This window comes from Poseidonocella sp. HB161398 (genome assembly GCF_005870025.1).
GTDB lineage: Bacteria > Pseudomonadota > Alphaproteobacteria > Rhodobacterales > Rhodobacteraceae > Mangrovicoccus.
The window spans coordinates 11960-30525 of record NZ_VATA01000046.1 but is presented as its reverse complement, the minus strand read 5'-3'; the positions used below and the strand labels follow the sequence as shown (position 1 = coordinate 30525).

At 71.1% G+C, this 18566-nt stretch carries 15 protein-coding genes; 6 read left to right on the top strand and 9 right to left on the bottom strand.

The window, feature by feature from the left end; genetic code table 11:
• Window positions 1-7 precede the first annotated feature (7 nt).
• From FGX59_RS26390 to FGX59_RS26360, 7 genes are all read right to left on the bottom strand, one after another.
• Window positions 8-1309, bottom strand: coding sequence for a right-handed parallel beta-helix repeat-containing protein (locus FGX59_RS26390; RefSeq protein WP_138470120.1), 1302 nt, complete (start codon window positions 1307-1309; stop codon window positions 8-10).
• Window positions 1310-1333: 24 nt separating this feature from the next.
• A complete protein-coding gene (locus FGX59_RS26385) occupies window positions 1334-2059 on the bottom strand; it encodes a sulfotransferase family 2 domain-containing protein (RefSeq protein WP_138470119.1) in 726 nt (241 codons plus the stop codon).
• 25 nt (window positions 2060-2084) lie between these two features.
• Window positions 2085-2807 carry an SDR family NAD(P)-dependent oxidoreductase gene (locus FGX59_RS26380; RefSeq protein WP_138470118.1) on the bottom strand — a complete coding sequence of 241 codons (723 nt, stop codon included), beginning with the start codon at window positions 2805-2807 and terminating at the stop codon, window positions 2085-2087.
• A 21-nt stretch (window positions 2808-2828) separates the two neighbouring features.
• Entirely contained in the window at window positions 2829-4172 is a 1344-nt protein-coding gene (locus tag FGX59_RS26375) for a fatty acid--CoA ligase family protein (protein ID WP_138470117.1), read from the bottom strand.
• Between the two features lie 8 nt (window positions 4173-4180).
• Complete coding sequence (locus tag FGX59_RS26370; protein ID WP_206078440.1) at window positions 4181-4444, bottom strand: acyl carrier protein; 264 nt, start codon at window positions 4442-4444, stop codon at window positions 4181-4183.
• Window positions 4445-4659: 215 nt separating this feature from the next.
• Entirely contained in the window at window positions 4660-5112 is a 453-nt protein-coding gene (locus FGX59_RS26365) for a DapH/DapD/GlmU-related protein (protein WP_138470116.1), read from the bottom strand.
• Between the two features lie 132 nt (window positions 5113-5244).
• Window positions 5245-7518 (bottom strand): hypothetical protein, encoded by a 2274-nt coding sequence (locus FGX59_RS26360; protein WP_138470115.1) that lies wholly within the window; start codon window positions 7516-7518, stop codon window positions 5245-5247.
• Window positions 7519-7841: 323 nt separating this feature from the next.
• Between FGX59_RS26360 and FGX59_RS26355 the strand changes: the two genes are divergently transcribed.
• On the top strand, window positions 7842-8606 hold the full coding sequence (locus FGX59_RS26355; RefSeq protein WP_171060842.1) for a sulfotransferase family 2 domain-containing protein: 765 nt from the start codon (window positions 7842-7844) through the stop codon (window positions 8604-8606).
• 114 nt (window positions 8607-8720) lie between these two features.
• Window positions 8721-10079, top strand: a complete 1359-nt coding sequence (locus FGX59_RS26350; RefSeq protein ID WP_138470113.1) for a phosphomannomutase — start codon at window positions 8721-8723, stop codon at window positions 10077-10079.
• On the opposite strand, the gene FGX59_RS26345 is transcribed toward FGX59_RS26350, so the two are convergent.
• Window positions 10057-10650: a VanZ family protein gene (locus FGX59_RS26345; RefSeq protein ID WP_138470112.1), complete on the bottom strand. Its 594-nt coding sequence runs from the start codon at window positions 10648-10650 to the stop codon at window positions 10057-10059. The two genes, FGX59_RS26350 and FGX59_RS26345, sit on opposite strands and share 23 nt — an antisense overlap.
• A gap of 221 nt (window positions 10651-10871) precedes the next feature.
• Here FGX59_RS26345 and FGX59_RS26340 point away from each other — a divergent pair, with 221 nt between their 5' ends.
• Window positions 10872-11750 (top strand): capsular polysaccharide synthesis protein, encoded by an 879-nt coding sequence (locus FGX59_RS26340; protein ID WP_171060841.1) that lies wholly within the window; start codon window positions 10872-10874, stop codon window positions 11748-11750.
• Window positions 11743-12651: a hypothetical protein gene (locus tag FGX59_RS26335; RefSeq protein WP_138470110.1), complete on the top strand. Its 909-nt coding sequence runs from the start codon at window positions 11743-11745 to the stop codon at window positions 12649-12651. The genes FGX59_RS26340 and FGX59_RS26335 overlap by 8 nt, the downstream gene beginning before the upstream one ends.
• 98 nt (window positions 12652-12749) lie before the next feature.
• Here FGX59_RS26335 and FGX59_RS26330 read toward each other — a convergent pair whose 3' ends face one another.
• Window positions 12750-13871: an acyltransferase gene (locus FGX59_RS26330; RefSeq protein WP_138470109.1), complete on the bottom strand. Its 1122-nt coding sequence runs from the start codon at window positions 13869-13871 to the stop codon at window positions 12750-12752.
• A gap of 352 nt (window positions 13872-14223) precedes the next feature.
• On the opposite strand from FGX59_RS26330, the gene FGX59_RS26325 reads away from it, so the two are divergent.
• Together FGX59_RS26325 and FGX59_RS26320 are read left to right on the top strand one after the other, a co-directional pair.
• On the top strand, window positions 14224-15462 hold the full coding sequence (locus FGX59_RS26325) for a glycosyltransferase family 4 protein (protein WP_240722725.1): 1239 nt from the start codon (window positions 14224-14226) through the stop codon (window positions 15460-15462).
• Between the two features lie 182 nt (window positions 15463-15644).
• Window positions 15645-18542 (top strand): right-handed parallel beta-helix repeat-containing protein, encoded by a 2898-nt coding sequence (locus FGX59_RS26320; protein ID WP_138470108.1) that lies wholly within the window; start codon window positions 15645-15647, stop codon window positions 18540-18542.
• Window positions 18543-18566 lie beyond the last annotated feature (24 nt).

The following is an 18566-nucleotide window of genomic DNA, read 5'->3' as shown; positions in this document are numbered from 1 at the left end:
GCCCGGCTCAGGGCCGTTCGTAGGCGCCGATATCGGGCCCTGCCCCCGCGGGGCGCGGCCGCCCCTCGATGTCGTGGCCGGGCGCCGCCTGCGGATCGCCGGCATCGATCGCCGGGCTGCCCGGCCGCAGCCGGTAGTCGAAGCCTGCCGGATCGGCGAAGACCCGCGCAGGCAGCGGCACCACCATGTTATGCGCCGCCAGCCCGCGCGCCGGGCCGAGCTTCAGCGCCGCGGCGAGGTTGTTGGCGAACAGGTTCTCCGCCGCGCCCGCGGGCGTGTTCTCGCGCCGCTCCATGATCCAGGGCTGGGTCCGGCTGGGCCCGTCGATATTGACCACGGTGTTGTTGACCACGCGGCTGCCCTCGGCATCGTAGAGCGCGATCCCCTGGAAGGCGCGGATCACCACCAGGTTGTTCTGGATCGTCATGTTCCGGTAGGGGCCGTTGAACATGCTGATCCCCTGCAGATGGCAGCGCAGCGGATGGCCGGGATCGCCGGTCCATTCGAAGATCCGGTTGCCGTCGAGGGTGATGTCGCGCACCACCTCCGGCGCGCCGCCCACCTTCGTCCAGGACTGGAAGCCGTCATCGTGGTTGTTGTCGACCTTGACGCAGTCGCGGATGGTGTTGCCCTGGAACAGCGTGCCCTGGCCGAAGCCGCGCAGCCCGTCCCGCGAGAAGCCGCGCACCTCGTTGCCGGTGACCCGCGCGCGCGCGCCGGTGACGCCGATGCCGATCGAGACCGCAGTCAGGGTGCTGTCCTCGAGCACCATGTCGGGCCCGGCCAGATGCGCGCCCTTGAGCCGCCAGGTCTCCAGCCATTTGCCGGCGGGCCAGCTGTAGTAGTCCTCCGCCTCCGGCCCGCCGCGGATGTCGAGCCGGGAGAAGCGGATGCGCTGCGAGCTGCCATCGGCCGAGACCAGGGTCGGATGGCCGCCCAGGGGCTTCTGCGGCCAGACGGCCAGATCCTCGAAGGCCAGCCCGGCGCTGCCGCGCACCCGCAGCAGGTCGAGATGCGCCGGATGCGCGGGATCGGCCGAGCCGACCGTCACCGTGCGGGCGAAGCGGAGGCCGCGGATCTCGACCTTGCCGTAGTCGCCGGGGGCCAGCAGCAGCCGGTCGCCCTCCGCCAGCTTCCCGCTGGACAGCGCCGCGGCGAGCGAGGCGAAGCCGCCCGCAGCGGCCGGCGCACCGGGGGCGGAGACCGGCCAGTCGGCGGCGCGGAGCGCACCCGGGCCCGCGAGGGCCAGGGCCAGCAGGGCCCCCGGCAGGGCGCGCCGCAGGACGGCGGGAAGGCAGATGGGGCGCATGTCGTCTCCTCTCGGGGGCGCGGCTCAGAAATCGCGCAGGCGTTCATAGCCGAAGATCTCGAAGTCCTCGGCATAGATCTCCTCGCAGGCACGCGCGCTCTGCGCGGTGTAGAAGCTGCGCCAGTCTTCGCGGGGGACGGCGCGCTCGCGGGCATTCTGCAGCCCGAGCCCGGTGCGAGCGTTGATCTGCTCCAGATCCGCGGCGAAGGTCTCGGTCCGCCCGGCGTAATCGACCAGAAGATTGCCACGGGCGTCGCACAGATAGTAGCTCTGCGGCAGGAAATGCACCCAGCCCAGCACCCGGCGCCGGGTGCGCCCGCGGGCGAGATCCTCGGCGAAATCGCGGAACCCGGCATAGCGGCCGAGCGCGCGCCGGCCGAATTCCCCGTCGCGGACCGAGGTCTTCTGCGACCGCAGGTAGTGGAAGGCCGAGACCAGCCGGTCATAGGGGTTGCGGGTGAAGCCGAAGGTGAAGCAGGCGTCGAAGAGCCCGGGGTCGCGCCATTTGAAGAACGCCGCCGAGCGGTGGCCATGGGCCAGCGGGCGCTGCCGGATGATGGTGGTGCCGGCGCATTTGGGCACATGCACGAAAAGCACGCCGGCGTCGCGGTTGGCGGCGAGATCGAGGCGCTCGCGCCGGGCGCGGGCGTATTCGCGCAGGTCGAAATAGGCCCGCTGCAGCCCCAGCCCGCGGGCCTGGCCCTGCAGGCGGGCATCCATCAGCGCGGCGCCGGTCGGGAAAGTCGTCATGGCCGGTCCTCCCTGTCCCGTGCGCTCAGGCGGTGGAGCCGCCGTCGACGGTGATCACATGGCCGGTCGTGCGCGCGGCATCCTCGCCAAGCAGGTACATCACCGCCCCGGCCGCCTGCTCCGGCGTCGGCAGGCCCAGGGGCGCGCGGCGGCGGATCATGGCGAGGTTGTGCTCGTCGATGCCCGCTGTCATCCCGGTCTCCATGTAGCCCGGCGCCACCGCGTTGACGGTGATGCCGCGCTTGCCCAGCTCGCGCGAGAGCGAGCGGGTGAAGCCCTCGAGCCCGGCCTTGGTGGCCGCATAGACCGAGAGCGCGTGGAAGCCGGTGGAGGCGATGATCGAGCTGATATTGACGATCCGCCCCTGCCGCGCGGACAGCATCGAGCGCGAGACGTACTTGGCCAGCACGATCGGGCTTTCGAGATTGACCTTCAGCGCCTTCTGGATGTCGGTGGCATGCATCGTCGCCAGCACCCCGTCCATGCCGATGGCGGCATTGTTCACCAGCCCCCAGACCGGCCCGTGGGTCTCGGTCAGCCCCTTGACGAGGCCCGGGATCGCAGCGGTATCGGCGGCGTCGAAGGGCAGGTGCAGCACCCGCTCCGGCGCGGCGTCGATCAGCGCCTGGTAGTCGGGGCTGAGGCTGCGGCTCAGGCCGATCAGGCGGAAGCGCGGATCGGCGGCGACGCGGCGGGAAATCGCCAGGCCGAGGCCGCGGGAATTTCCGGTGACGATGACATTCTGCATGGGCGTCTCGTGCTTTGGCTCTCAGAGGCGGGCGATCTTGCCCGCGGCATTGGTTTCCAGCGTGTCGGCGAAGGCGATCCGCGCGGGCACCGCCTCCCGCTCCAGGTTGCCGCGGCAGGCCTCGAGGATGCGCGCCTTCAGCGCCCCGCGATCGGCCTGCGGGTCGGCGGGCACCACGGTTGCCACCAGCAGCGCCCCGGTGATCGGGCTCTTCTTCGAGGAGACCGCGGCCAGGCCCACCCCGTCGACGGCGGCGATGACATGCTCCACCCGCTCGGGATGGACCTTGACCCCGCCGATATTGACCACGCCGCTGTCGCGGCCGAGGAAGACGGCGCGGTCGCCTGCCACCTCCAGCCGGTCGCCGGTATTGACGTAGCCGTCGGCGTCGGTCTCCAGCGCCTGGCCGCCCAGGTAGCGCGCGACGCGCCCGCCGGGCGGACGCAGCCAGAGCAGCCCGTCGCGGATCCGGATGCCGGTCCCTCCTGGCGCGTCCTCGGCATAGGCCAGCGGAAAGCCCGCGCGGCGGTCATTGACGGCGAAGCCCACCCCGGCCTCGGTCGAGGCGTAGATATGGGTCAGCCGCGCCTGCGGGAACTGCCGCGCCGCCGCGTCGAGCACCGCCTGGTCGGCGATCTCGCCGCCCATCGTCGCCTGGCGGAGCGGCAGCGCCGCGGCGCCGGGCGCCATCAGCAGGCGCCGCCAGAGCGTCGGCGTCGCCGACAGGTGGGTGACCCCGGACGCGGCCAGGAAGCCGATCTGCTCCGCCAGCGGCGCCTGGCGCGGCGCCAGCGCCAGCGTGCCGCCGCCGATCAGCGACTGCAGCGCCACCTGCAGCCCGGCGAAGCGGGTCATCTCGTAGACCATGCCCCAGACCGGTGCGCGCGCCAGCGGATCGCGGCGCACGCTGCGCGCCAGGCTCTGCAGCGTGTGCGGCACGATCTTCGGCAGGCCGGTGGTGCCCGAGGTTGTCATCATCCAGGTGGTGGCCGTGCGGGGCGGCCCCGCCGGTCCCAGCGCCGCGGCCGGGGGCAGCGCGCCGTCGAGATCGCCGCGGTCCGAGATCACGGCCGCGGCGCCGGCCGCCGCGGCCAGCCCGGCCACCACGCCGGGACCGGCAGCGGCGGAGACCAGGAGCAGCCCCGCCACCTGGCCGTCGAGCGCGATCAGCGTCTCGAGCAGCGCTAGCCCGTCGGCGACCGAGACGGCCACGGTCATCTCCGGGGCGATCTGCGGCGCGGGGCCCAGGGCGCGGGCGCGCCCGGCCCCGAGCCGGCCCGCGGGGGACAGCGCAAGGCAGTCCGCGCCGGCGGGCCGGGCCAGGATGCTGCGGGACAGGGTGCGCTCGGACAGCGGGCTATCCATCGCCGGGCTCAGGCCGCCTTCGGCCGGTATTTCTCGTAGAAGGCGACGAACTCCGCAAAGGTCTGCGGATAGTAGGCATCCTCGGCCAGGGTGAAGGGGTCGAAGCCCAGCTCGTCCTCGAGCTGGCTGACGAAGATGGCGAAGCCGAGGCTGTCGAGCCCGGAGTCGAGGAGCACGGTATCCTCCTGCAGCTCGGGCGCCTCCGTGCCGTTCTCGGTCTGCCAGACATCGGCAAAGACACGGCGGATTTCGGGAGCGAGACTGTCGGTCAAGAATTAGGTCCTTTCGAATATGCCTTAACGGCGGAAAGCGCAGCGTCGCCGCTGCGCCCGGCCCCTCGGGACTTTAGTAGCCCGGCAGGCGGAGCTCACGCAACGCGTTGTCTTTCCCTGCCAGTAGGGCACCGGAAAGGTTCCCGATCCCTTTCCGTCCGTCCGGAAAACGCGACCGCCCTGCGGCGGCGCCGGGATCCGCCTCCAGCCGCCGGCTAGTAGGCCACCGGGCTGTCATTGCCCTTGTCGAGGCGGATGCCCCAGTAGCTGGTGCGGATGTTCTGCTCCACGACGCGGGCGGGATTGCCCATCGCCACGCAATTGGGCGGCACGTCCTTGACCACCACCGAATTGGCCGAGACGATGCATCCGTCGCCGATCGTGACCCCGGGCAGGATCACCGCGTTGAAGCCGATGAAGCAGTTGGAGCCGATGCGGATCGGCCGCCACTGGCGCATCACGAAGTCATGCGAGATGATCGACACGCCCTTGGTGATGGCGGTGTAGCTGCCGATATGGATGCCCTGCGGGTTGGTCCGGTCCAGCCGCACCCCCCGCGAGATCCGGGTATGGTCGCCGATATCCATGCCGTAGACGGACCGGTACCACCAGAGAGTGGATCTGACGACGATCTTGCGGAACAGGAAATTCCTGAGCTTGGAAATCATGGCAGCGCTCTTTGCTGGGGCGCTTCGCGGCCGCGCCCGGCCCCTGGTTGGGCAGCAGGATAGCGGTCTGTCGGGGCGGGACAAGCGCAGCCTTGCCGGACTGGCAAATATGTCCCGCCCCGCCCGCCGGGCTCAGGCGGCGTCGTCTCCGGTCTTCCAGGGATCGGCATTGACCGCGGCGGCGGTGCCCGCGACAGTCTTGTAGGGCGCGCCCGCGCCCTCGGGATCGCTGAACCACAGCTCCAGGCTGGAGAAGGTGCCCCACGCCTTGTTCGCACCGCCCGAGCGGGCGAGGAACTGGGCCTTGCGCCCGGTGGCGAAGGGGGCGACCGGCGCAGCGGCATCCTCGGCCACCAGCGTGCCGTCGACCCAGATCGCGGTACGGGCGGCGGCGATGTCGACCAGCCCGACCACCTCGTAGACCACGTCCTTGGCATAGTCCGCCGCGGTGGAGAGCGCGGTGCCGTTATGCATCAGCACGAAGGCGCCATTGTCGAAGCGGAGCTCGAAATTGGTGACATAGGCATTGGCCAGGCCGTGGATATTCGGGCTGCCCGTGACCTTGCCGACCACCCGGGCGCGCATCGCGGTCCGGCCGCTGCCGATCGTGTCCGGGTCATTGAAGACCGTGCCGCCCGCCACCGCGAACTGCTGCGGCGCCGTCAGCGTCGAGGGCAGCGCCACGCCCGCCATGTGCTGCACCGGCAGCGCGGGCAGGAGCTCCTGCGGCTGGCCCATGTCCGCCACCAGCCAGTTCAGGCAGGCACGGTCGGCATAGTCCTCCTCCACCTGGTAGCCGGGCAGCGCGCCGGGGCCGTAGACGATGTTGTCGGCATAGGTGAAGACGCCGGCATTGGGCAGCACCCGGGCCACTTTCTGCCCCTCGGCCATCGGGCAGCCCGCCGCCACCTCCGCGGCGGTGACCGCATGGATCTCCGCCGTCTGCGCCGGGGCGGTGTTGATGGCAAAGCCCATCACCTCGGTGCGGTGGCTGGCAGCCGGGCCGCCATGGGCCTCGAGGCCGGGAATGGCGGGCAGCCCCTGGCGCAGCCGCTCGGTCGAGAGGTCGCGCCCGGAAATGCCGAAATAGGCCGCCGAGCCGTCCGGCACGTCCCAGCGCTGGTCGAGCACCGGCAGGGCCGTCGGAGCCAGGCCCAGCGTCTGCAGCATGTTGTGCAGGCCGATCCGGGCCAGGCGCTGCCGCCCTTCCGGGGTGCTCTTGGTCATGTGCGCAGTGTCGGCCGGATCGCGCTCCGCGCCCGAGGTCGGGCCGATATAGGGCAGCGTTTCGGGGTTCTCCGCTGCGCCCATGCCCGCAGCCAGCGCGGCGATCATCCCGTCATATTCGGTATCGGCGGTGACGGCATAGCCCGGGAGCTGGGACGCATCGGCGATGGCCGCAGCGGCGGGCAGCGACTTGGCCCGGCCATGCGGTCCGGCCCAGGCGAAGCGGGTATAGCCGTAGTCGTAGAGCCCGCCCTGGCCCGCCGGCATCAGCCGTGGCAGGCCCTGCGCCACCGGGGTCGTGGCCCCGCCCGCCATGTTGTGGCCGAGGAAGTAGTTGGCGATCACGTTCGGCGTGCTCGCCGCCCCGGCATTGAAGGCGATCCAGCCGGCGCAGAAGACCATGCCGACCGCCTGGCCGTCCTGGGTGCCGAGCGCGTGGATCTGCGCCTCGACCGCCCAGTCGCGGATGCCCTCGGTGCCGTATTCGGCATCCTCCTCCACCATGGTCAGGGCATCCTGCGGGCTGGTGCCGGACTGGGTGTGGAAAAGGATGCACAGCTTCTCGCCCGGGCGCATGACACTGAAGGCATTGGCCATGTCCGAAACCGCGGGCGAGACGAACTCATCGGTCGAGACCGGCACGAAGACCGCGCCGCCCTGGCCGTCGCGCTTGACCACCTGCATGTCGCCGGGCCGGGCGACCGGCAAGAGCTGGTCCTCCATCGAGCTGTCGTAATCCTGGATCCGGTTCCAGTTCGACTGCTCCCAGACCGCCCAGACATGCCCCGCCGCGCAGCGCGCCGCCATGGCGCGGATCTTCGTCGATCCGGCCGGGCGGGTCTGGATCCGCATCCAGGCGGTGCTGCGCGGCAGTACGAAGCTGCCGCTCCAGGCGCCGCCCTGCGCCGTGCCGACCTGGCGCCAGCCCGTGGCCTGGCCGCCGGCCTCGGCCGCCACCGCCCGGGCCTCGATCGCGGTGCCGTCCGGAGCGTCGGTGCTGCCCGAGAGCGGCACCGGGGCCGCCGCCAGGCCAAGCTGCGCGCCGCTGTCGAAAATCACCTGGTCGCGGCTGAACTCCCCGGCCGTGGCGATCCAGGTAATCTCCGGCTCAGGGGGGGCCGCCTCTCCCGCCGCAGGCTGCGTGCGCAACGCCAGTCCGATCGAAATTTGGGTCATCATGGCCAGTGTGGTCCTTCTCGTTGGCCCCCGGGAGGGATATTTAGCGACAGTTCCAGACATCGGACCTCACAGCTTCGACCGGTCATGCGGCCCCCGCCAGCAAGGCGGTGCCGGGCGCATGTAAGCCCGTCCCGGACGGCGGCGCAAAGTCCCCGGCCGATCCTAGCGGCAACGGCAGGGGGGGCGCGCGCGGCGGCCCTGTCTCGCGCGGGATGTCAAGCTTCTGTCAACCTTCCTGGACGGAAGAGCCGCGATCCGGCTTTCCTTCGCCGTCCGGCAATGCATACTGCGGGCGCTATCTTCCTGGCCGGAGAGTCCCGCCCATGCCGATCTTCAAGGCTGCCGACAAGCTGGTGTACTATGCGCATGTGCCGAAATGCGGCGGCTCTTCGGTGAACTGGTACCTGGCGCAGCGCTTCGGCAAGCTCGCCTTCAGCGACAGCCGCCATACCGACCGCCCCCCCGCGCAGCGCTGGTCGCGCAGCTCGCCGCAGCATGTCGACTGCGCCAGCCTCGCCCGGCTCTTTCCCGAAGGCTTCTTCGATGCCGCCTTCGCCATCGTCCGCCACCCGGTCGCGCGGCTGGTCAGCGCCTACCATTTCCAGCGCGATGTCGAAAAGACCGTCCCCGCCGCGACCGGCTTCGGCGAATGGCTGGAGGACATCGCCGAGCGCCGCGCGGCGGATCCCTTCGTCTTCGACAACCATGTCCGGCCGATGGACGAGATCGTTCCCGAGGGCGCGGCGGTGTTCCATGCCGAGCACGGGCTCGACGCGATCATCGACTGGCTCGACGCGCTGACCGGCAGCACCGCCGGGCCGCGCGCGCTGCCGCGGATCAACGAGCAGGGCCAGAATGCCGGCACCGCCCGGGACAGGGCCGTGCCCGGGCCTGCCGATCTCGCCCGGATCGACGCGCTCTACGCCCGCGATCTCGAGCGTTTCGGCTACCGGACCGGCACGCCCGCGCCGCTTGCGGCGGCGCCGGAGCTTCCCGAGGCGCGCCGCCGCGAAATCGCCGCCGCGCGCAAGGCGATGGCCTCGCCGCTGGGCCGGGTGCGGCGCAAGCTGGGAAGGCTCGGCCTCTAGCCCGGCCGGGGACGCCCCGCCCTGCGGCATCGGGGCCGGGCGCAGGCGCTGCGCCTCTGGGATAGCCTGGGAAGGCCGGCGGCGGAGGCCCCGGCAGGGGAGCGGAGGATGGCAATGCGCCATACGGCATTCAAGAGTTACGATATCCGCGGGCGGCTGGGCGTCGATCTCGACGCGGATCTGGCCTACCGGATCGGCCGCGGCTATGCCCGGGTCTTCGCGCCCGCACTGGTGGCCGTCGGCCGCGACATCCGCGAGAGCAGCCCCGAACTGGCCGCGGCGCTGGCGCGCGGACTGGCCGACGAGGGCGTCGAGGTGAAGGATCTGGGCCTCTGCGGCACCGAGGAGATCTATTTCGCCGCCGACCATCTGGGCGCGGGCGGCGGGCTGATGGTCACCGCCTCGCACAACCCGATCGACTATAACGGCATCAAGATGGTGCGCGAGGGCGCGCGGCCGATTTCCTGGGACAGCGGACTGGGGCAGATCCACGACCTGGTCATGGCCGGCGATTTCGGGCCTGCCGCTGCCGTGCCCGGCACGATCGCGCCCTGCGACATCCGCCCGGCCTATGTCGAGAAGGTCCTGTCCTTCGCCCCGGCTGCCGCGCTGGCGCCGCTGAAGATCGTGGTCAATGCCGGCAATGGCGCCGCCGGGCCGACCTTCGACGCGCTCGCCCCGGCGCTGGAGGCGGCCGGGATCGAATTCGTGCGGGTCCATCACGAGCCGGATTCCGCCTTCCCGAACGGCATCCCCAACCCGCTCCTGCCGGAGAACCGCGCCGCCACGGCCGAGGCGGTGACCGCCGCGGGCGCCGATTTCGGCGTTGCCTGGGACGGGGATTTCGACCGCTGCTTCCTCTTCGACGAGACCGGGGGCTTCGTCGACGGCGAGTATATCGTCGCGCTGCTGGCGCAGGCCTTCCTGGCCAAGGTGCCCGGCGCGCGCATCGTCCATGACCCGCGCGTGCAGTGGAACACCCAGGCCACGGTCGCCGCGGCCGGGGGCGAGGCGGTGGTCTCGCGCACCGGCCATGCGCTGATCAAGGCGAAGATGCGCGAGGTCGACGCGGTCTATGGCGGCGAGATGTCGGCGCATCACTATTTCCGCGACTTCATGTACTGCGACAGCGGCATGATCCCCTGGCTCGTCGTGGCCGAGCTGGTCTGCCGCGCGGGCCGCCCGCTGGGCGAGCTGGTTGCCGAGATGCGCGCGGGCTTCCCCTCTTCGGGCGAGATCAACTTCCATCTCGAGGATCCCGAGGCCGCGCTGGCCCGGGTCGAGGCCGCCTATCTGGAGGGCGCCGAGGAGGTCGACCGGCTGGACGGGCTCAGCCTCGCCTATCCCGGCTGGCGGGTGAATCTGCGCAAGTCGAATACCGAGCCGGTGCTCAGGCTCAATGTCGAGACCCGCGGCGACCGCGGGCTGCTCGAGGGCAAGGTGGCGGAGCTCAGCGCGCTGATCGCCGGCTGAGCTTCCGGCTGAGCCCCTGGCCGAGCGCATGCCCGGCCAGGATGCCCGCGCCGTTCAGGATCAGGTCGTCCACCTCGAAATGGCGGTAGCGGCAGGGATAGAGGCCGAAAAGGGCGCTGAGCTGCGCCAGCTCGATGAAGAGCGGCAGCCCCAGCGCCCAGGCGAGCGCCGCGCGGCGGCCGCCGCCGCGCCAGGCCAGGGCCAGGCCGATCGGCGCGAACAGCACGGCATTCATCGGCGCAGAGACCGCCCCGCGGTTCGACAGCCAGGCCTCCAGCGGCCGCCCGGCGGCCCAGAGACGGCGGTAGGTGTCGAGGAAGGCGAAGGGGCGCAGGATCGGCGCGGGCCCTCCGCCCGTGCAGTCGAGCGCGGCGGGATCGGGAAAGGGCGAGAGGCCGAGAAAGACCGCGAAGAGCGCGGCCAGGGCCAGCCCGGCCTCGGCGGCGCCCGCCCGCAGGGACCGCCCGGACAGCGCCCGCAGCCCCGCCAGCAGGAGCGCCAGGACGAAGACGCCGCCAAGCGCCATCGCCAGGGCGCCGCCGAGATAGGCCGCGATTGCGCCGGTCTCCATGTCCTGCCTCTTCCTGCGCTGTCCGGAACCCGGATAGGCCGGGCCGGGCGGACCTGTCCAGCGTCCTCTCCGGCAGGCTTCCGGGCCGCCTCTCGGGCGCCGCCGGCCTCCGGCGGTGCGGCGCGCGGCCCCGGAGACAGCGCCAGGGGGCTTGCCTGGGACGGCCCGGCGGGGGATGGTCCTCCGGATATGCTGACACACACCGCCGCGGGATGCTGAGCATGGCCCCGAAGACCTGGATCCTGCCCCTTGCCGGGCTCGTCTGGCTGAAGAAGCTGCACAGCCTGGCCCGGCGCGCCCGGCGCAAGCTCGCGGGCCCGTCCCCGGACGGGTTCGCCGCCTCGCTGCCCCGTCCGGTGCCGAAGCGGATCTGGATCTTCTGGCAGACCGGCGAGGCCACGGCCCCGCCCCTGGTGCGGGCCTGCATCGACAGCTGGCGGCAGATGAATCCCGGCTGGGAGGTCACCGTGCTCGATCAGGGCAACCTGGCGCAGCACGCGGAGATGCCGCCGCCCGGCAGCCTCTCGGTGCAGGCCTATTCGGACCTGCTGCGGCTGCGGCTCCTGCGCCGCCGGGGCGGGGTCTGGGTCGATGCCACCTGCTACTGCACCAGGCCGCTCGACCACTGGCTGCCCATGGCCGCGCAGCACGGCTTCTTCGGCTTCGCCTGGACCAGGCGCGACCGCTGGTTCATCCTGCCGAATGTCTTCCGCGAGATGACCAGCTGGTTCCTGGCCTCCGAACCTCAGGGCGCCATCGTCTCCCGCTGGGAGGAAAAGAGCTTCGCCTACTGGGAAGGGCGCGAGACGGCGCATGTCTACTACTGGGTGCACATGATCTTCGAATACCTGGCCTGCAGCGACCGGCAGGTCCGCCGCGCCTGGCGGGAGATGCCGAAATTCGGCGCCTTCGGGCCGCATCTGGTGCATGATCACGTGCTGAAGGGGCGCGATCCCGCGCAGGTGCGCGCCGCGCTCGAAAGCGGCGCCGTGCCGCTGCAGAAGCTGCGCTGGAACTGGGACGCGGCGCAGCTGGCGCGGGCCCGCGAGGTGATGCCCGCCCTGCCCGCCGCCGGGGCGGAGGCGCCGGAGCATGGCTGAGCCGATGCGGCAGCTGCGGCTGCACCTGGGCGCCCACAAGACCGCCACGACCCATCTGCAGGACACCCTGGCGCATCACCGCGAGGCGCTGCTGGCGCGCGGCGCCGACTACCTGCCCTGCGAGGCCTTCCGCCCGCTGGCCCATCGCTACAGCCGCGCCGGGACCTGGCGGATGCGGGCCTGGCCGCTGATGAAGGGCCGCTTCGACCGGCAGTTCGAGGCGCTGCGCCGCGGCCCCGGGCGGGTGCTGGTCTCCGACGAGGACCTCCTGGGCTACGCCTACGACCTGCTTGCCGCGCCGCTCTATGCCCGGCCGAAGGCGCTGCATGTCATCCGCCACCTGGCCGGACGGGCCGAGACCGCGGTCTTCCTCGGCATCCGCTCCTTCGACAGCCTCCTGCCCTCGGCCTATGCCCAGACATTGAAGGCGGTGCCGCCGCCGCCGGGCGGCATGGCGCGGATCCGCGCGGAACTGGCGCGCAGCCCGCCGAGCTGGGCCGAGCTGGCAGACAGGCTCGCGGCCGCGCTGCCCGGCGCATCGCTGCGGATCTGGCGGCAGGAGGACTACCGCCGCGACTGGCGGCAGATCCTCGACCTCTATGCCGGCTGCCCCCTCGGCCCGCTCGCCGAGCTGCCGCCGCCCGCGCTGACCCGCTCGCCCTCGGCATCCGCCGTGGCCGAGGCCGAGGCGCTCGACCCCGCCCTGCCCCGCGCCGAGCGCATCGCGCGGGTGCGCGCGATCTACGCCGCCCGGCCGGCGGGCCCGGAGCATGGCAGCTACGCCCCGCTCTCCCTGGCCGAGACCGACCGGCTGCGCACCCGCTACGAGGAAGACCTCGAGGTGATCCGCCACCGCCATCCCGGCATGCTGGTCGAGACCGGCCAGAGCGGTTCGCCCTGAAGCGGCATCGCCATTCGCGGCGCGGACTCTCCGGTCTCAAGGCGGAAGGCGATGCGTGACGTTTCCGGTCATGGCCGAAACGCGCCGGGCGGCCAGGCTCAGGAGCGCAGCGGCCGGGCCGGGCCGGCCTCATCCTCCGGCGCCGCGGGCTCGGGCAGCGCGGCCTCGGGCGCCGGGGCGGGCCCTTCGAACCGCCGCCCCCATTGCATCAGCGGCGCCTCGAACCAGCGGTAGGACAGCAGCGCCGCGGCATGGGTCGCGCCGAGGCAGAGAACCGCCACCGCCAGGAAGGGCGGATAGCCGGTCCGGGGCAGGATCAGGAAGACCGCCTCGATCACGAAGACGTGGAAGAGATAGGTGAAGTAGGAATGGAAGCCGATGCTCGCCCCGGCCGAGATCAGCGGATTGCGCGCCTGGCGCGCCCAGCGGCTGATCGCCACCATCGCCAGCGAGGTCCACAGCGCCAGGATCACCAGCGTCAGGCTGTGGCGCAGCTCGATCCGCGAGGCGGCCAGCGCGTAGCACAGCGCCATCGCCAGCGAGAGCCACAGCAGCGGCCGCCGCCCGGTGATCATCAGCCAGGCCGCCACCCCGCCGATGGCGATGGAGTCGATCCGCGCCAGCGGCATGAAATAGAAGCCCGCCCCCTGCGAGACGTACCACAGCTTGAGGAAGAACGGCGCCACCGAGAAGGCCAGCAGCACCGCGGGCAGCGCCCGGCGGCTGGCCAGCGCGGCCAGGCCGAAGAGGATGTAGGAGAACTCCTCCACCGAGAGCGACCAGGTGACGGTGTAGGGGACCGCCTCCTGGCCCTGGAAATGGATGAACCAGGAGGTCAGGAAGGTGTAGTTGATCCAGATCCGGCGGACGAGTTCCGGATCCTCCCCCAGCGCGGTCATGCTCGCCAGCGCGAGCGTGACCATCGCCATGTAGAGCGGCAGGATGCGGAAGACGCGGCGCAGGAAGAACACCTTGACGAAATCCGGCCTGCGGCTCTGCAGCAGGAAGGAGGTGATCAGGAAGCCCGAGAGCGGGAAGAACAGGTCCACCCCCTTCGAGCCGCGCAGCTGGAAGAAATGCTCGCCCAGCCCGTCCTGGCCCGGATAGCGCGCGGCGACATGGAAGAACACCACCAGGATGATCGCGACGGCGCGAATGCAGTCGAGCAGCGGCGAACGGGCCTGGCTGAGGCTGCGCAGGACGGCAGGGCCTCCGGTCATGCCGGCTCCGGCAGGCAGCGCGCTGCGCCGCACAGACTGATCGGGCGGATCATCATGTCCCAACCTTACCTTCCGCCGACGCTCCGCCGGTCATCGCCTCCAGCGGTGCCGGGGTCTGCCGACAGGTTTAGCCCGGCCCCCGGCAGGGTGTTAAGTGGTCACTCTGCCCCGTCTCCGCTTCCGCGTTCCGGTGCCGCGTGGCAGCCTGCGGAAGGCTGTGCCATCCTACCCCACGAGCCAGTGCCGGCCGCTTTCTCCCGCATGGTAGCCGACCGAGTTAAATCGGCGTTAACGCGCGCCTTGCAGAACGCAGATGAGCAAGCCGATGCGCAAGAATCCAGGAGGCTCCGAGATGGACGGCCAGACCACCGCAATGCCCTTCCTCGATGCCGTTCGGACCTCCAGGCCGCTGGCCGGTCGGAAGGTCCTGATCGTCGTCGAGAACCTGCCGCTGCCCTTCGACCGCCGGGTCTGGCACGAGAGCCGCACGCTGACCGCCGCGGGGGCGCAGGTGGCGGTGATCTGCCCGAAGGGCAAGGGCTACGAGGCGGAGTACGAGGAGATCGACGGGGTCCATATCTACCGCCATGCGCTGCCGCTCGATGCCAAGGGCGCGGCCGGCTACCTGCTGGAATACGGCGCCGCGCTCTGGCACGAGACCCGGCTGGCCTGGAAGATCCTGCGCCGCCACGGCTTCGACACCATCCAGGGCTGCAACCCGCCCGACCTGATCTTCCTGCTCGCCTGGCAGTTCAGGCTGCTGGGCAAGCGCTACATCTTCGACCATCACGACATCAATCCCGAGCTCTACGAGGCCAAGTTCGGCCGGCGCGGCTTTTTCTGGCGGCTGATGCTGCTCTTCGAGACGCTGAATTTCCGCTCCGCCGACGTGGTGATCTCGACCAACCGGAGCTACCGCAAGATCGCGATCGAGCGCGGCGGCAAGGATCCGGCGGACATTTTCGTGGTCCGCTCGGGGCCCGATCTCAACCGCCTGCACGTGATGCCGCCGAACCCGGACTGGAAGAACGGCCGCGAGGCGATGATCGGCTATGTCGGGGTGATGGGCGACCAGGAGGGGATCGACCTGCTGCTCGAAGCCGCCCGCGAGATCGTCTTCGAGCGCGGCCGCGACCTGCAATTCGTGCTGGTCGGCGGCGGCCCGGCGCTGGAGGAGCTGAAGGCGATGGCGGCGGAGCTGGGGCTTGCCGATCATGTCACCTTCGCCGGCCGCGCCCCCGACGCGGAGCTCTTCGAGGTGCTCTCCTCGGCGGATGTCTGCGTCAATCCCGACCGGGTGAACCCGATGAACGACAAGTCGACGATGAACAAGATCCTCGAATACATGGCCTTCTCGAAGCCGATCGTGCAGTTCGACGTGACCGAGGGGCGCTATTCGGCGCAGGAGAGCTCGCTCTATGCCGCGCCGAACGACACCGCCGACCTGGCGGAGAAGATCCTCGAGCTGCTCGACGATCCGGTCCGCGCCGCCCAGATGGGCCGCGCCGGGCGCCTGCGGGTCGAGACCGAGCTCGGCTGGGACTACCAGGTCGACGCGCTGATCGCCGCCTACCAGCGCGCCCGCGCCTGAGCCCGGCCCCGCGGACGGCCCGGTTCCGCCATCTTTGCCCCGCCCTGACCATGGCGGGGCCATCTTTGCCGCCCCGGCACGTTTCTGCCCCGGCATGACCGGGAAAAGGTCCCGCCCCCTCCCCATGGCTGCCCGGCTTTGCTGCCAGGACGTCCCCGTCACTGCGATGGGGAGCCTTTCAGATGGGACAGTCCGGAACACTTGCCTGCGTAAGCAATGCCGCCGAGCTCGAGGCAGCGCTGTCTGCCGCGACCGGCGGCGAAACCATCCGCCTGGCTCCCGGAGACTACGGCACCCTCTCCATCGGCGGCCGCTATGACGGCACCGTCACCCTCGAGGCCGAGATCCCCGGCACCGTCCAGGCCAGCGGGCTGCAGATCCGCGGCGCGGCCAATGTCGCGCTCGAGGGGATCGACTTCCAGTACGACTACCAGGACGGCCAGCCGGACTACCTGACCTTCTTCAAGGTCCAGTCGAGCACCGGCATCGCCATCCGCAACTGCAGCTTCACCGGCTCGGACATGGAAGGCACCGGCACCGAGGGCGACGGCTACCCGGCCGGGCGCGGGCTGAGCATCGGCACCAGCCAGCAGGTGCTCCTCGAGGGCAATGCCTTCTCCGGCTTCTGGAAGGGGATCGGCGTCGGCAATTCGGCCGATGTCATCCTGCGCGGCAACGAGATCACCGACATCCGCTCGGACGGGCTGAACATCACCTCCTCGGACGGGGTGCTGGTCGAGGGCAACCACATCCACGATTTCCGCGGCAACCCGGCCACCGGCGACCATGCCGACATGATCCAGGTCTATTCCTCCGCCGATCCGGACCTGCCGCGCAACATCACCATCCGGGACAACCTGCTGGATATCGGCCAGGGCGACCCGGCCCAGTCGATCTGGATCACCCACAACGCCGCGGCGCGCAATGCCCATGGCGCGGACGTGGCCTTCGAGAATATCGAGGTCACCGGCAATGTCATCATCAACAGCCGCGTCCAGGGCATCGTGCTGGGCACCACCCATGGCGCCACCGTGACCGGCAACACCGTGATCGCCCCGATCGGCAGCGGCCTGCCCGAGCCGCGCATCGGCATCGATCCCGCCAGCACCGGCGTCACCCTCTCGGACAACATCATGAGCGCCTACTACACCGCTCCGGGCAGTGGCGCGGACTGGAGCGTGGAGAACAACCTGCTGGTCCAGCAGGACAGCCCCGGCCAGCCCGGCTACTACGGCGATGTCTTCGTCAACGCGATGAGCGGCACCGGCGCGCTGGAGAACCTGCAGCTGCTGCCGGGCAGCGAGGCCGCGGCCTCCGGCGCCGGGGCGCCCTCGCTCTGGTACGACGCCGCACCCGCCGCGCTGACGGCGCTGGTGCGCCCCGAGACCGGTCCCTGGCTGAACGAGGTGCTGTTCGACGCCCGGCTGAGCGCCGGGCCGGGCGGGGCCGCCGCGGCGATGCCCGGCGCGCGCTTCTCCTGGGAGTTCGGCGACGGCGCCACCGGCGAGGGGCTGGTGGTCTCGCACCGCTATGCCGGGGCCGGGGAATTCACCGCCGTGCTGACCGTCACCCTGCCCGACGGCAGCTCCGACACCGCCCGCGCGGTCACCCGCATCGCCGGCAGCGACCTGCTGGCCCTCGATGCCGAGCGCGGGAGCTTCGCGGTGACGCGCTACGGCGAGACGCTGGAGATGGCCGTCGATGCCGCGATGCTGGTCCGGTCCGCCCCGGCCATGGCCGCGGAAGCCGCCGTCACGCAAGAGCCGCTGTCCGCAGGGACCGGCGCAGAGGATCCCGCCGCCGCGCTGCGTTTCGCAGCGGACAGCATGGTTGTCCTTCCCGATGACCTGGTTCCCGCGCTGGAAGGCGCCACCAGCATGACCCTCACCGCCCGGCTGAAGGCCGGGGCGGCCGGCGATGTCGCCAATCTGCTGACCGCCTTCGATCTCGACATCACCAGCGCCGGCGAGCTGCGCGCCACGCTGCTCGGCACCAAGGTGACGACCAGCGGCGCGGATCTTCTGGACGGCAGCTGGCACGACCTGGCCCTGCGCTTCGACGGCAGCGCGGGCGGGACCGGGCTGGTGCTCGAGGTGGACGGGATCGTCCGCGCCGCCATCCCGCTCGAGGGCGCGATCAACAGCGACATCCGCTACGACCTGAAGCTGGGCGCGCAGAAGGTCGGGGCCACGGGCTTCACCGGCGAGCTGGCCGCCTTCGACATCGATGCCGATCCGGCCGGCTATGCCGATCCGGGCGCGGCCCTGGCGACGACGGTGCTGCTGGCCGGTCCCGCCACCGTCCCGGCCGCCGTCGCGCATATGGAGACCGGCAGCGTGACGATGGCCCAGGCCGCGCCCGGCGACTGGTTCCATGTCAGCTTCGAGGCGCCGATCGAGGATGCCCGCGTCGTGCTCGGCCCGCTGAGCCGGGAGGGGCGCGATCCCGCCGTCCTGCGCGTGCAGAACGTCACCGAGACCGGCTTCGACGTGAAGATCGCCGAATGGGGCTATCTCGACGGCAGCCATGCCGCCGAGACCTTCAGCTGGGTCGCGGGCTCCGAGGGCAGCTACCTGATGGCGGACGGGCGGCAGATCGCCTTCGGCCAGTCGGTCCTGTCCGGCAGCAGCGCCGGGCAGGTCGCGCTGTCCGGCGCGGCGGACATGGCGGTCTTCGCCCAGGTCTCGAGCTGCAACGGCGCAGAGACCGTGACCACCCGCCTCTCGCAGCTGGATGCAGACGGGTTCAGCCTGCGCATGCAGGAGGAGGAAGCCTCCGGCGGCACCCATCTGGCCGAGACCGTGGACTGGATCGCGGTCACCCCGGGCGCGCGCACCGCCATCGTCGAGGCCGACCACCGCGGCAGCCATGCCGCGCTGGCCGACAGCTTCGTCTTCCTGGCCGGGATGCAGACCGAGAACGGCGCCGACACGGCCGCGCTGCGCTACCTGCGCGACGATGCCGGGATTTCCGTCTATGTCGAGGAGGAGAGTTCCGCCGATGCCGAGCTCGTCCATATCGCCGAGACCGTGGCGCTGGCGGCCTTCGATGCCGGCCCGCAGGACCTCTACGACCTCTGAGCCGCGGGCCGGCAAGGCCTGACA